The sequence below is a fragment of the Cupriavidus basilensis genome (genome assembly GCF_029335485.1).
Lineage (GTDB): Bacteria > Pseudomonadota > Gammaproteobacteria > Burkholderiales > Burkholderiaceae > Cupriavidus > Cupriavidus basilensis_E.
Genome location: NZ_JARJLM010000290.1, coordinates 1 through 12,849, shown reverse-complemented (window position 1 = coordinate 12,849; position 12,849 = coordinate 1). Strand labels below are relative to the sequence as shown.

Genomic DNA, 12,849 nt, shown 5'->3' with positions numbered 1-12,849 from the left:
TGAAGAGATGTTCCGTTCCTCAATGGTAGTGTTCGCCCTGCTGGCCTGCACCGTGTGCGGCGCGCAAAGCAAGAGCGAAGCCGCGCAATCGGCAGCGCCTTATACGGTGAGCGAAGGCAACAAGGTGGACACCAATACCCTGCAAGGCTGGAAGACCTGGCGTGCGATGGCATGCGAGCGCTGCCACGGCGCGCAGCAGGAAGGCATGGTCGGCCCCTCGCTGGTGGATTCCCTGAAGAAGCTGTCGAAGGACGATTTCCACAAGATCATGATGGAGGGCCGGATCGACAAAGGCATGCCGAATTTCGGGGGATCCGACATGATGCAGAAGAACTGGCAGAACCTGTATGGCTATCTCAAGGGCCGCTCGGATGGCAAGATCCAGCCGGGCCACGTCTATCCGGCCGAAAAATGATGACCGGGCCGACGCAGAGGAGCCGACGCAGGCGCATCGGGAGACTGGCGCTGACGGCAATGATGCTGGCGGGCGCGCTGGCGGCGCGGCCAGCCGGGGCGCAGGCACCGCCGCCGGACAAGGTGCTGCGGGTCTGCGCCGACCCGAACAGCCTGCCATCGTCGAACCAGCGCGGGGAGGGCTACGAGAACAAGATCGCGCAGGCCATGGCCCGCGATCTCGGCAAGGAGGTGGCCTACACCTTCTTCCCGCAGCGCATGGGCTTCGTGCGCAATACGCTGCGCGCCAGGGATCCTGACACCGGCCGCTGGAAATGCGACCTGATCGTCGGCGTGCCCAAGGACTACGAACTGACGGCGAACACCCGGCCGTACATGCATTCGACCTATGCGCTGGTGTTCCGCCAGCGCGATGCGCTGCGCGGCGTGGCCACGCCGGAGGACCTGCTGAAACTGCCGCCCGACATCCTGGGCAAGCTGCGCTTCGGCATCTTCTCGCGCGCGCCGTCGGTGGACTGGCTGCTGCGCAACCGGCTGTTCGAGCAGGCCGTGGTCTACCAGCAGCAAAGCGGCGATCCCGACGAGGCGCCGGGCGGCGTGGTCGAGCGCGACCTGCTGGCCGACAAGATCGACGTCGCCATCCTGTGGGGGCCCATCGCGGGCTATCTGGCCCGCCAGCATGCGGGGGCGGGCGAATGGGTGATGGTGCCGTTCCGGCCTGACCCGCAGCTCAAGTTTGATTACGAGATCGCCATGGGCGTGCGCTTTGGCGAAAAGGCGTGGAAAGATGAAGTGGATCGCTGGATTGCAGGCAACCGGGACAAGATCGATGCGATTCTCGCCGACTACCGGATTCCCCTGGTGGACGACAAGGGCAATCCGGTCGCGGGCCGGCCCTAGGCTGCGCATCGCCTGTGCGCTGCTGTGCGGCATCGCGGGCGCCGTGGCGGCGAGCGCCGTCCGTGCCGCCGGCGATCCCGTCAAGCCGGCGGAGCAGTTGCTGTTCATGGCCGACCACCTGAAGACCGTGCGGGTGCCGGCCGATCTTGTCTACCGCTTCGACAAGGGCGGCAGCCTGGTGCCGGCAGGCAGCGAGGAAGTGCACGTCAGGCTGTCGCGCAGCAGCAAGGGGGTGAGCGCGGTCGTCAGCGATGCCGCCGGCGCCGCTCCTTTCGCGCTCGAAGCGCCGTTGCAGGGCAATCCTGTCATTCTCTACTTCCTGGAGAAGGATATTGCCGAGATGGGCCGGCTGACCGGCGGCCAGCCGCGCTATTTCCAGAAGCGCATCCGCCTCGCGCTGGCGCAGGGCCCGGCCATCACCCCGGTGACGGCGGAGCTGGACGGCAAGCCGGTACCGGCGCGGCAGATCGTGATCCAGCCCTACCTGGACGATCCCAACCACGTCCGCTTTGAAAAGCTGGTCGGCAAGCGCTACACCTTCGTGCTGTCCGGGCGCGTGCCCGGGCAGGTGCTGCTGCTCAAGAGCGAAGTACCGGGGGAGGCGCCGGATCTGGCGCGGGATTTCGTCCATCCGCTGCAAACCGAAACCCTGCGCTATCTCGGCGCCAAGCCATGACCAGCCGAATCCACGGGAAGCACGCCAGTGCGCGCCGCAGCTTCCTGCGCGCGGGGCTGGGCGCGCTTGCCGCGCCGCTGCTCGCCGGCATGGCGGACCGGGCCCAGGCCCAGGCCAGCGCGGGCAGCATGGCCGGCGGCTATCCGTCGCGGCCGCTCACGCTGATCGTCCCCTGGCCGGCGGGCGGCGCCACCGATATCACGATGCGCATGCTTGCGGACCTGGCCAGCCCGGTGCTTGGCCAGCCCATCGTGGTGGAGAACAAACCGGGCGTGGGCGGCACGCTGGTGGGGCCCGCGCTGGCCGCCGCAAAGCCGGACGGCTACGTCATCGGCCAGTTGCCGCTGACGCTGTACCGCCTGCCGCACCAGCAGAAGACGCGTTGGCAGCCGTTGCGCGATATCCAGCCGGTGCTGATGATCTCGGGCGTTACCTTCGGCATCCTGGTCCCGGCCGACAGCCCCCTGCGGTCCTTGGCCGACCTGCTCGACTGGGGCCGCGCGCATCCCGGCCGGTTGACGGTGGGCTCCACGGGCATCGGCACCACGGCGCATCTCGGCATGGAAGACATCCTGTCGCGCAACGGCGTCTCCTATGTGCATGTGCCGTATCGCGGCACCGCCGACCAGATGCTGGCGGTCGCCAACCACTCGCTGATGGCCGGCGTCAATTCCACCGGCTTCGCGCCGTTCGTGGCGTCCGGGCAACTGCGCCTGCTGGCGGTATTCAGCGAGAAGCGTTCGGCGCACTGGCCCGAGGTGCCTACCGTGAAGGAGCTTGGCTATCCGGATGCCGTCTATAACTCGCCGTACGGCATCGGCGTGCCGCACGGGACCGATCCGCGCATCGTCGGCCGCCTGCATGATGCGTTTCATCACGCCATGTTCCAGCCCCGCCATATCGCCGAGCTTGCCAGGTACGACCAGGAGCTGACCTATCTGAATACGGCGCAATACCAGGCCTATCTGGAACGGGCCTGGGTCAGGGAGCGGGAATTTGCCGAACGCCTTGGCCTTGGCGTCGGGCAGGAGACATCGTCATGACGCGTGCCCCGGAACCCGCCTTGTTCGCCCACGCGCTGTCCTGCGAAGGCGTGCGCAAGCGGTTTGGCGACCGGGCCGCGCTCGACGGCGTGTCGCTGCGGGTGCGGCGCGGCGAGCTGGTGGCCCTGCTGGGACCGAACGGTGCTGGCAAGACCACGCTGTTCCAGATTCTCGCCGGGCTGTTCGCGCAGGATGAAGGCCACGTCGAAGTCATGGGTGCGGATATGCGCGCGGCGCCGGTCCGGGCGCTCGCCCGCATCGGCATCGTGTTCCAGCAGCCGGCCATCGATCTCGACCTGTCGGTGCAGGCCAATCTGCTGTTCCATGCCGATCTGCATGGCTTGCCGCGCAAGGAGTCCGCTGCCCGGATAGCGCCGCTGCTCGATCAGCTGGGCCTGGCGGAGCGGCGCCGTACCCCGGTGCGCGAACTGTCGGGCGGCAACCGCCGCAAGGTGGAGCTGGCGCGCGCGCTGCTGCACCAGCCCGACCTGCTGCTGATGGACGAAGCCACGGTCGGCCTCGATCCGGCCTCGCGCGTGCAGATCGTGGCAGAAGCCCGGCGGCTGGCGACGCAACGCCGGGTGGGCGTGCTATGGGCAACGCATCTGGTGCAGGAGGCCGAGGCGAGCGACCGCGTGGTGGTGGTGCATCGCGGCCGCGTGCGCTTTGACGGAGCGCCCGCGGAACTGATGCGCGTGGCGGGCAGCGGGAGCCTGGAAGCGGCATTCCTGTCCCTGACCGGGACATCGGAACAGGAGGAGCGGAAATGACGAGGCGCCACGCGGTGCTGGCCCGCTTGCGGGCAACCTTGCTGGCAGGACTCTGCCTGGCGCCGGGCGCGGGCTGGAGCGCCGGCACCGGCCAGCTGTTCGTCTCGAACGAGAAGGACGGCAGCCTCACCGTGATCCGGGCCGATACGCGCCAGGTGACCGGCACCCTGGCGCAGTGCAAGCGGCCGCGCCACCTGCAGTTCTCGCCGGACCGTACCCGCCTGTATGTGGCCTGCAGCGACGACCACCGGATCGACGTGATCGACGTGGCCACCCGCAAGACGGTCGGCGCGCTGCGCGTGGGCGAGGATCCGGAAATGTTCGACCTGAGCCCGGACGGCAAGTCCCTCTATGTGTCGAACGAGGAGGACGCCCTGTTGTCGGCCTTCGACCTGGCCTCCGGCAAGAAGCTGTTCGAGGTCAAGGTCGGCGAGGAGCCGGAAGGGGTCAAGGCCAGCGCGGACGGCAAGCGCGTCTACGTCACCTCGGAGGTGGCGAACATGGTGCACGTCATCGATGTCGCGGCGCGCAAGGTGGTCAAGAACATCCAGGTAGGAAACCGGCCCCGCCGCTTCATCCTGACACCGGACGGCCAGGAGCTGTGGGTGAGCAACGAACTGAGCGCGAGCGTCAGCGTGATCCGCACCGGCGACCTGACGGCGGCGCACACCATCCGCTTCGATCCGAAGGGCTTGCGTGCCGACGACATCACCCCGGTCGGCATGATCCTGGCCAGCGATGGCAAGCGCGCCTACGTGGGGCTGGGCCGCGCCAACCACGTGGCGGTGGTGGACGCCGCCAGCAAACGCGTGACGGACTATATCCTGGTCGGCAAGCGTGCCTGGGGGCTGGGGCTGAACCGCGACAACAGCCTGCTCTATGTCACCAACGGCTTGTCCGACGATGTCAGCGTGGTCGATACGGCGCGCGGCAAGGCGGTCACCGCGATCCGGGTCGGGCGGGTGCCGCATTCCGTGGTGATCGACGATTGAAGGCGGGAAACATGATGCGGGAAAACGCGTCCGGCTGGTCCATGCTCCGGCGCCGGTGGGCATTGCCGCTGGCCTGCCTGTTGCTGTCGTGCACCGCGGCTGCCGGGGAGGTTCGCATCGCCGTGGTGTCGCTCGCCGACGACCCGAGGTACGACAGCCGGCAACTGGAGAAGCGCTATCCCGGCCATCCCGAAGGACGCCCGCTGGATGGCGCCAGGGTTGCCGTCGCGGAATCGCGCTTTGCGCTCGATGCGCTTGGCGTGACGCTGGTACTGGAACCGGTCGAGGTGCGCGGCGCAGATGAAGTCGCCGCTGCCGTGAGCGGACTGGTCGGCAGGAAGGTGAAGTACTTCGTGCTGGACCTGCCCGCACCGGCTGTGGTGCAGGCCGCAAAGGCGGCCAGGCCGGCGGACGCGCTGCTGTTCAACGTCTCCGCCGAGGACGACAGCCTGCGCGGCGCCGCCTGCGCGCCCAACCTGCTGCATACCCTGCCAAGCCTGCGCATGCGTGCCGACGCGCTGATGCAATACCTGGCCGCGCGCAAATGGCGCAAGGCCCTGCTGCTGGTCGGGCCGCGGCCGGCCGACCGCGAGCAGCAGGCCGCTTTCCTGCAGTCGGCCAAGCGGTTCGGCGTCAGCTGGTCCGCGCAGCGCCCCTTCAAGCTGTCCAACGATCCGCGCGAGCGCGATCTGTCCAATCTCAACCTGCTGACCACCGGGGTCGACTACGACGCCGTCGTGGTGGCGGACAGCGATGGCGAGTTCGCCCGCGCGCTGCCCTATGCCACCCAGCTGCCGCGCCCGGTGGCCGGCGCCAGCGGCCTGACCGCGCAGGCCTGGCACTGGGCCTGGGAACGCAACGGCGGGCCGCAGCTCAACCGGCGCTTCAGCAAGGCGGCCGGCCGTCCCATGGCTGGTTTCGACTGGGCCGGCTGGGCCGCCGTAAAGGCGGTGGCGGCAACGGTGGCGGCTTATCCCAAGGCCGGCTTCGCCACGCAGCGCGACGCGCTGGTCTCTGGCGAGGTGGTGGTCGACGGTTTCAAGGGCCCGCGCCTGAGCTTCCGGCCCTGGGACGGCCAGCTGCGCCAGCCGCTGTTGCTCTCCCACCCCGACGGCGTGGTTGCCACGGCGCCGGTGGAGGGCTTCCTGCATCCCAAGAACAACCTGGACACGCTGGGCGCGGATGCCCCGGAAACAGCGTGCCGCATGACACGCTGAGCGTGCCGGGGAGACGCCATGACACATCCCGTCCTGCATGGAATGCGCGCGCTGCGCGCGGTGGCCGGGCGGGAGATCCGCAAGTTCTTCCACCAGCCCGGCCGGCTGTTCTCGTCGCTGGTGCGGCCATTGCTGTGGTTCCTGGTGTTTGCCGCCGGGTTCCACAATGTCTTCGGCGTGGCCATCATCCCGCCTTACGAGACCTATATCGAATACAAGGTCTATATGACGCCCGGCCTGGTCGCGATGATCGCCTTGTTCAACGGCATGCAGTCCTCGCTGGCGATGGTGTATGACCGCGAGATGGGCGTGATGCGGCTGCTGCTCACGGCGCCGTTGCCGCGCGGCTGGCTGCTGGCCTGCAAGCTGCTCGGCGGCACGCTGCTGTCCTTGCTGCAGATGGCGGCCTTCCTGGCGGTGGCGATCGGCTTCGGCGTGACGTTCGCGTGGCAGGACCTGCCGGGGGCGCTGGCGGTGATGGCACTGGCTGCATTGATGCTGGGCGCGCTCGGCTTGCTGCTGTCGGTGCATGTGCGGCAGCTCGAGAACTTTGCCGGCACCATGAACTTCGTGATCTTCCCGATGTTCTTCATCAGCTCGGCGCTCTATCCGCTCTGGAAGCTGGAGGAATCCGGCGCCACCATCGTCTACCAGCTGGCGCGCTTCAATCCGTTCACCCATGCCGTCGAAGCGATCCGTTTCTCGCTGTACGGGCAAGCGCAGTGGACCAGCCTGGCGGTGGTGGCGGGCTGCGCGGTGGCGTTCTTCATGTTCGCGCTGCTGGGCTACGATCCGCAGCGCGGCGTGGCGCGGGGCGCGCGCGCTAGCGGGCCGGCCCGCTGAGGCGGCGCGACGCGGCGTCGGCGCGAAACACCAGCGGCGCCTCATGCACAGGCGCCTGCGGCTGGCCGTGGGCGGCAAGGCGCCCATGCATGGCCACTTCGCGCACGATGGCGTGATCCGGCGACTTGTCGCAGACCGGGTCGGTGCGGTTGGCATCGCCGGTCAGCAGGTAGGCCTGGCAGCGGCAGCCGCCGAGGTCTTTTTCTTTCTCGTCGCAGGAGCGGCACGGCTCCGGCATCCACGCGGTGCCGCGAAACCGCTGGAACGCATCGCTGTGGTACCAGATGTCGTGCAGCGATTGCGCGCGCACGTCAGGCAGGACCAGGCCGGGCAGCATGCGGGCGGCATGGCAGGGCAGCGCGGCGCCGTCCGGCGCGATGCCGAGAAACACCGAGCCCCAGCCATTCATGCATTTCTTGGGCCGCTTCTCGAAATAGTCCGGCACCACGAACAGGATGCGGCAGCGCTTGCCGATCCTGGCGCGATACGATTCCACCACCGCCTCGGCCTCGCGCAGCTGTTCCTCGGTCGGCATCAGCGCCAGGCGGTTCTCCCAGGCCCAGCCGTAGTACTGCGTATTGGCCAGTTCCAGGTATTCGGCGCCCATTTCCAGCGCCATCTCGATGATCGCACCGACATGCGGCAGGTTGTGCCGGTGCAGCACGCAGTTGAGCACCATCGGGTAGCCGTGCGCCTTGATCAGCCGCGCCACGCGCCGTTTCAGGTCGAAGGTGCGGGTGCTCGACAGGAAGTCGTTCATCTGGCGCGTGGCATCCTGGAAAGAGAGCTGGACGTGATCGAGCCCGGCCGCGCGCAGCGCGCCCAGGCGCGCGTCGGTCAGGCCCACGCCGGAGGTGATCAGGTTGGTGTAGAAGCCCAGTTGCCGGGCGTGGCCCACCAGTTCTTCCAGGTCGTCGCGCACCAGCGGCTCGCCGCCCGAGAAGCCAAGCTGCGCCGCGCCGAGCGCGCGTGCCTCCCGCAGTACCCGCCGCCACTGCGCGGTGTCCAGTTCCTGGCCGTAGCGCACGTAGTCGACCGGGTTGTAGCAGAAGGCGCAGTGCAGCGGGCAGCGATAGGTCAGCTCCGCCAGCAGCCACAGCGGCGGGCCCACCGTGGGCTGGGCGGGCTCAGACGAGCCAGCCGCGTTCGCAGGCATGTTGGACAAAGGTGTGCACCTCCGTGGCTATGCCCTGCACGCCGAAGGACGCCTGCAGTTCGTCGACCAGCATGTCGAGCGTATGGGCGCCGTCGCAGCGCTGCAGGATGGCGGCCGCGCTGTCGTTCAGCTTGACCATGCCTTCAGGATAGAGCAGCACCCAGGCTTTCTGGGCATCTTCCCATTGCAGGCGGTAGAGCGGGTCCAGCCGCGGCATGGCGGGGGACGCATCTGGCTTGGCGGGTGAGTTCATACGGGATACGCCTTTTCGATGGCATCCAGCATCGACCACAGGATGTCCAGCTTGAACTGCAGGATCTCCGTGGCGCGCTGCTGTTCGGCCGGCGTGCGGAAATAGTCCAGCGTGACGCGCAGGCCATGGTCGACATCGCGCTGGGCCAGCGGGATGCGCGAACGGAAATAGCCAAGCCCCTCGGCCTCGATCCAGGGATAGTGTTCCGGCCAGCCGGCCAGCCGCTCCTTGTGGATGGCGGGCGCGAACATCTCGGTAAGCGAGGAGCACACCGCTTCCTGCCAGGGCGCGCGCCGCGCGAAGTTGACGTAGGCGTCCACCGCGAAGCGCACGCCGGGCAGCACCAGCCGTTGCGACCAAAGCGCCTCGCGCGTCAACCCCACGGCCTCGCCGAGCCGGCTCCAGGCTTCGATGCCGCCGGGCTCGGTGGCGGTGCCGTCGTGGTCCAGGATGCGTATCACCCATTCGCGCCGGGTTTCGCGGTCGGGGCAGTTGGACAGGATGGCGGCGTCCTTGAGCGGGATATTGATCTGGTAGTAGAAGCGGTTGGCCACCCAGCCCTGGATCTGCTCGCGCGAGCATTGCCCGCTGGCCATGCGGCGGTTGAAGGGATGATGGATGTGATAGCGCGATTCCAGGCCGCGCAGCCGCGCCTCGAACGCCGCGCGTTCCGCGGCGGGTACCGGTTGGGGGCGTGTTGCGGGCGTCACAGGGCGATCTCCATGCCGTCATAGGCCACCTCGATCCCGTGCGCGGCCAGCTCGCGCCGCTCCGGCGCGTCTTCCACCAGGATCGGGTTGGTGTTGTTGATATGAATCAGGATCTTGCGTGCCGCCGGCGCCTGGTCCAGCGCGGCGATCATGCCGTGCGGGCCGGACTGCGCCAGGTGGCCCATATCGCGGGCCAGCCTGGGCGACAAGCCGAGCCGGCGCATTTCATCGTCGGTCCAGAAGGTGCCATCGACCAGGATCACGTCGGCCTGGTCCAGTTCCGCGCGCACATGCGGCTCGATGCTGCCCAGCCCGGGCGCGTAGAACACCCGTTTGCCGCTGGCGCTGACGATGCGCAGGCCGATATTGTCGCCGCGCCGCGGGGCCGCGCGGTTGGGGGAATAGGGTGGCGGCTTGCTGTCCAGCGGGATCGCATGCAGGGTGAGCCGGTCGAGCGGCGGCACGGTGAAGGGGCTTGCATCCAGGGGCAGGCAATGCGTTTCCAGGGTGCAGTAGTGGGACAGGATGCGGGATAGCGGAAAACCCTCGGCGAGATCCTGCAGCACCGGCGGCGTGGCGTAGACCGGCAGGGCGCTGCGGTGCTCGCGCAGCATCAGCAGGCCGGTGACGTGGTCGATCTGCGCGTCCATCAGCAGCACGGCGGCGATGCCGGTGTCGCGGGGCGCGCGGGCCGGCTGCAGCGCCGGGGTGGCGCGGATTTGCGCCAGCACGTCCGGCGAGGCGTTGACCAGGAGCCAGTGGGTGCCGTCTTCGGTGAGGGCGATGGAGGACTGCGTGCGCGCGGTGGCGGCGATGGTGCCGCGTCTCAGCCCGTCGCAGTTGGCGCAGTTGCAGTTCCATTGCGGGAAGCCGCCGCCGGCGGCGGAGCCAAGTACCCGGAGGGTGGTCATGGGATGATGTTGGTCCGGTCGGGGCGGGGAATGAAGCCGGCCGGCAGGCTCAGCTTGCTGAAAGCCTAGCCGCCCGGCTGCCTGGCGTCAAATGCTGTTTCACCTACCTTGCGGCCGGGCCCAGGCCCGCATCCGGGACGGCCCGGTCCTGCGATGGCGTGTTTCGCGGCGGCGCGCCTGCGTCGCCCTCGATGCGCAGCCGTGGCAGGAACTGCGGGTATTCGCGCTGCATGAAGTCGATCAGCCCTTCGCGCACGACGCAGCGCAGATCCCACGCCAGGCCGGAGGAGGCCGCGGTGCACAGCACGCGCACCTGCATCGTTCGCTCCGCGGCTTCGGTCACCACCAGATTGAAGAAGCGCTGGTCCCACTCGGGTGCCGCGCGCACGATGCGCTCCAGCTCCTTGCGTAGCGCCGCGAGCGGCATGCCGTAATCGACGTGGAGGAACACGGACCCCATGATCTGGGCATTGTTGCGGGTCCAGTTCTGGAAGGGCTTCTCGATGAAATGCTGCAGCGGGATGATGAGACGACGCTCGTCCCAGATGCGGAGCACGACGTACGTGCCGGTAATCTCCTCCACGCGGCCCCACTCACCTTCGACGATGAGTACGTCATCGAGCCGGATAGGCTGCGTCAGGGCGAGTTGCAGCCCGGCGATCAGGTTGCTGAACACCGGCTTGGCGGCAAAGCCGGCGATCAGGCCCACCACGCCTGCCGAGGCCAACAGGCTGGCGCCGACTTGCCGGGCGCCCGGGAAGGTCATGAGCAACATCGCCGCACCCATTACCACGACCAGCGTCATCGCCGTGCGCGAGAGAACGCGTGTTTGCGTATGAATGCGCCGCGCATTGATGTTGTCCGCCACGTCCACGGGGTGCCGATCCAATACACCCTGCGCGAAGCCGGCAATGATACGCACCACCAGCCAGGTGGTTGCGGCGATGATCAGCAGGCCGTTGAGATGGCGCACGCCGTCGATCCAGGGCAGATTGTCCGACGCGGCCTGCCAGACCGTCTGCAGCGCCAGCAGGGGCAAGACCGCCTCGGCCGGGGCGCGCGCTTTCTTCACGATCACATGCAGCACCGGCGCGGGCCGGGTAATGCGCAACAGCAGCAAGCCGCCGAGGCGGTGCGCCAGCAGCGCGACGACGACGGCGACGAGGGCAGCGGCCCATGTGCCGAACCAGGGGTGGGCGAGGAGGATTTCAAGCTTCATCGATCGATCATCCTATGTCAGCGCGGGTTGTGAGGTTGTGCGTCCATGCAAGTCAACGACACGGAGATGGCACAGAAGTTTCGCCGTCGGGGCAAGCCGCCGCGGCTACCTGGATCCGAGCACGTGGAAACAGGAGCCCGATGCGGGCTGACGGAGGTCGGAACGTCTTCTGAAGTAGAAATCTGCCAGTGTGCCCGACAGTCGGCCACGTCGGCGGCTCGCCCATCCGGGCCCGCGCCGTGCGGGCCGGGATTATTCCTGGCAAGAGCGGTCAGGGCCGCGACGCACGCCCGCCGTGAGGCGTAGGCATGCAGCGGTGGCGCGGCCGGCGTGGGTACCTGGCGGGAACGGCGCTATCGGACAGGCTATAGATGCACTTGCCGGGCGAAATGTGCACGAGCTTCCTCGCCGGAGCGCACGGGGACCGCCTGACGCGGCAGCGGTCTTGATCGAGAATCGAGAATTGAGACTTGCTGCCGTTCGATGCAACGTCTACTTCTTTTTGTGGGTGAGTGAATTCCGGGAAGTTTCCAGCTGGGCGCTCGCGGCGAGACCGGTCGTACGCCACCGGCCGCTTCCGGGTTCCGCACACCTGGCGCTACCGGAACAGATATTTTTCTTCGGTGTGTCGATCGCGAGGCGCGCCGTTCGTCGTCTCAAGGGCGGCCCGGCGCTTGAGCGCCGCCATTCGTCCATGCCCCCCCAGGAGACTGTTCCCATGACGATGCAAAAGATCACCCCTTTTCTCTGGTATGCCGAGGAAGCGGAGGAGGCCGCGGCGTTTTATGCGGCCACCTTTCCGAACTCGCGGGTCGTCCGGGTCACTGCGCTGCCGAGCGAGTCGCCGAGCGGCCCGCCCGGCTCCGTGAAGGTGGTCGAGTTCGTTCTTTTCGGACAGGCCTTCATCGCCATGAGCGCCGGCCCCCTCGACCCGTTCAATCACGCGGTGTCGTTTGTCGTGCATTGCGACGACCAGGCCGAACTCGACCGCTACTGGAACGCGCTTCTCGCCAATGGCGGCTCTGCCGAACAATGCGGCTGGCTGAAGGATCGATTCGGCCTCTCGTGGCAGATCGTTCCCACTGTCTTGGGCGAGATGATGGCCGACCCGGACCGAGCCAAGGCCAGGCGCGCTGCCGATGCCATGTTGAAGATGGTGAAGCTCGACATCGCCGTGCTCAAGGCGGCCCATGCGGGGGCGATGGCATAACGAAAAGGCCGCCCACCGCCTGGCGCGCGCCGGGCGGTGTCCCGCACGGGCCACCAAGGCGTCCCTCGGCATCCGGCACCGCCACGGGGCTCGCTTCGCTTCGCGCTTGCGTGGCCCGCCATGGGGCGGTCCACACCACTGCGCGGTCAGCGATTGGCGATGTACATCGTGATTTCAAATCCGAACCGCATATCGACATAGGCGGGCGTGGTCCAGGACATAGTCAACTCCTTTCAGGATGTGGGCAGGCATGTACAGCATAGTTCATGCAAGGGTAACGGCGAAGCTTGGCGCCGCCGGAACCGCAGCTGCAACAAGCATGCCTGCCGGCGTCGCCATTTGCCGCGGGTAGCGTGCCGCCGGGCCTCCCCTGCCGGATTCCGCCCTCCGGGGCCGGGGCCGCGCCATGTTGCTTCGCAGCATCGAAGGATGGCCCCTCCAAGCGTTCCCGGCCGCGGGCCGCCGGCGCGGACAAAGTGTCACGAGGTTGCGACAGCGCGGGCCGGATGTGCAACAGTCAGCCTGCCTACATCCG

The 12,849-nt window shown here is 67.9% G+C and carries 15 protein-coding genes; 9 read left to right on the top strand and 6 right to left on the bottom strand.

Annotated features, from left to right (window positions below; genetic code table 11):
- Positions 1-7 precede the first annotated feature (7 nt).
- Genes P3W85_RS17125 through P3W85_RS17090 form a run of 8 tightly spaced genes read left to right on the top strand, consistent with a single transcriptional unit; the run spans position 8 to position 6,855 of the window.
- On the top strand, positions 8-415 hold the full coding sequence (locus tag P3W85_RS17125; RefSeq protein WP_035814021.1) for a c-type cytochrome: 408 nt from the start codon (positions 8-10) through the stop codon (positions 413-415).
- 59 nt (positions 416-474) lie between these two features.
- The gene (locus P3W85_RS17120) at positions 475-1,314 is read left to right on the top strand and encodes a quinoprotein dehydrogenase-associated putative ABC transporter substrate-binding protein (protein ID WP_017228602.1); all 840 of its coding nucleotides are present in this window, start codon (positions 475-477) and stop codon (positions 1,312-1,314) included.
- Between the two features lie 43 nt (positions 1,315-1,357).
- Entirely contained in the window at positions 1,358-1,990 is a 633-nt protein-coding gene (locus tag P3W85_RS17115; RefSeq protein ID WP_276265652.1) for a hypothetical protein, read from the top strand.
- The gene (locus P3W85_RS17110; protein ID WP_430869560.1) at positions 1,987-3,033 is read left to right on the top strand and encodes a tripartite tricarboxylate transporter substrate binding protein; all 1,047 of its coding nucleotides are present in this window, start codon (positions 1,987-1,989) and stop codon (positions 3,031-3,033) included. Before P3W85_RS17115 ends, P3W85_RS17110 begins: the two co-directional genes overlap by 4 nt.
- Positions 3,030-3,803, top strand: a complete 774-nt coding sequence (locus P3W85_RS17105; RefSeq protein WP_276265651.1) for an ABC transporter ATP-binding protein — start codon at positions 3,030-3,032, stop codon at positions 3,801-3,803. The genes P3W85_RS17110 and P3W85_RS17105 overlap by 4 nt, the downstream gene beginning before the upstream one ends.
- A complete protein-coding gene (locus tag P3W85_RS17100; RefSeq protein WP_276265650.1) occupies positions 3,800-4,795 on the top strand; it encodes a PQQ-dependent catabolism-associated beta-propeller protein in 996 nt (331 codons plus the stop codon). Before P3W85_RS17105 ends, P3W85_RS17100 begins: the two co-directional genes overlap by 4 nt.
- An 11-nt stretch (positions 4,796-4,806) precedes the next feature.
- Positions 4,807-6,012 carry an ABC transporter substrate-binding protein gene (locus P3W85_RS17095; protein WP_276265649.1) on the top strand — a complete coding sequence of 402 codons (1,206 nt, stop codon included), beginning with the start codon at positions 4,807-4,809 and terminating at the stop codon, positions 6,010-6,012.
- A gap of 18 nt (positions 6,013-6,030) precedes the next feature.
- Positions 6,031-6,855, top strand: a complete 825-nt coding sequence (locus P3W85_RS17090; RefSeq protein WP_276265648.1) for an ABC transporter permease — start codon at positions 6,031-6,033, stop codon at positions 6,853-6,855.
- On the opposite strand, the gene pqqE is transcribed toward P3W85_RS17090, so the two are convergent.
- From pqqE to P3W85_RS17065, 5 genes are all read right to left on the bottom strand, one after another.
- Positions 6,836-8,011 carry a pyrroloquinoline quinone biosynthesis protein PqqE gene (pqqE, locus tag P3W85_RS17085; protein WP_276265654.1) on the bottom strand — a complete coding sequence of 392 codons (1,176 nt, stop codon included), beginning with the start codon at positions 8,009-8,011 and terminating at the stop codon, positions 6,836-6,838. The two genes, P3W85_RS17090 and pqqE, sit on opposite strands and share 20 nt — an antisense overlap.
- Complete coding sequence (pqqD, locus tag P3W85_RS17080) at positions 7,983-8,264, bottom strand: pyrroloquinoline quinone biosynthesis peptide chaperone PqqD (protein WP_035812893.1); 282 nt, start codon at positions 8,262-8,264, stop codon at positions 7,983-7,985. Before pqqD ends, pqqE begins: the two co-directional genes overlap by 29 nt.
- Complete coding sequence (pqqC, locus tag P3W85_RS17075; RefSeq protein ID WP_276265647.1) at positions 8,261-8,974, bottom strand: pyrroloquinoline-quinone synthase PqqC; 714 nt, start codon at positions 8,972-8,974, stop codon at positions 8,261-8,263. Before pqqC ends, pqqD begins: the two co-directional genes overlap by 4 nt.
- On the bottom strand, positions 8,971-9,885 hold the full coding sequence (gene pqqB, locus P3W85_RS17070) for a pyrroloquinoline quinone biosynthesis protein PqqB (RefSeq protein WP_017227792.1): 915 nt from the start codon (positions 9,883-9,885) through the stop codon (positions 8,971-8,973). Before pqqB ends, pqqC begins: the two co-directional genes overlap by 4 nt.
- 103 nt (positions 9,886-9,988) lie before the next feature.
- Positions 9,989-11,104 carry a mechanosensitive ion channel family protein gene (locus P3W85_RS17065; RefSeq protein WP_017227791.1) on the bottom strand — a complete coding sequence of 372 codons (1,116 nt, stop codon included), beginning with the start codon at positions 11,102-11,104 and terminating at the stop codon, positions 9,989-9,991.
- 718 nt (positions 11,105-11,822) lie between these two features.
- Here P3W85_RS17065 and P3W85_RS17060 point away from each other — a divergent pair.
- Complete coding sequence (locus P3W85_RS17060) at positions 11,823-12,314, top strand: VOC family protein (RefSeq protein ID WP_017227790.1); 492 nt, start codon at positions 11,823-11,825, stop codon at positions 12,312-12,314.
- 146 nt (positions 12,315-12,460) lie between these two features.
- Here P3W85_RS17060 and pqqA read toward each other — a convergent pair whose 3' ends face one another.
- Positions 12,461-12,535: a pyrroloquinoline quinone precursor peptide PqqA gene (pqqA, locus tag P3W85_RS17055; RefSeq protein ID WP_276265653.1), complete on the bottom strand. Its 75-nt coding sequence runs from the start codon at positions 12,533-12,535 to the stop codon at positions 12,461-12,463.
- Between the last annotated feature and the right edge of the window lie 314 nt (positions 12,536-12,849).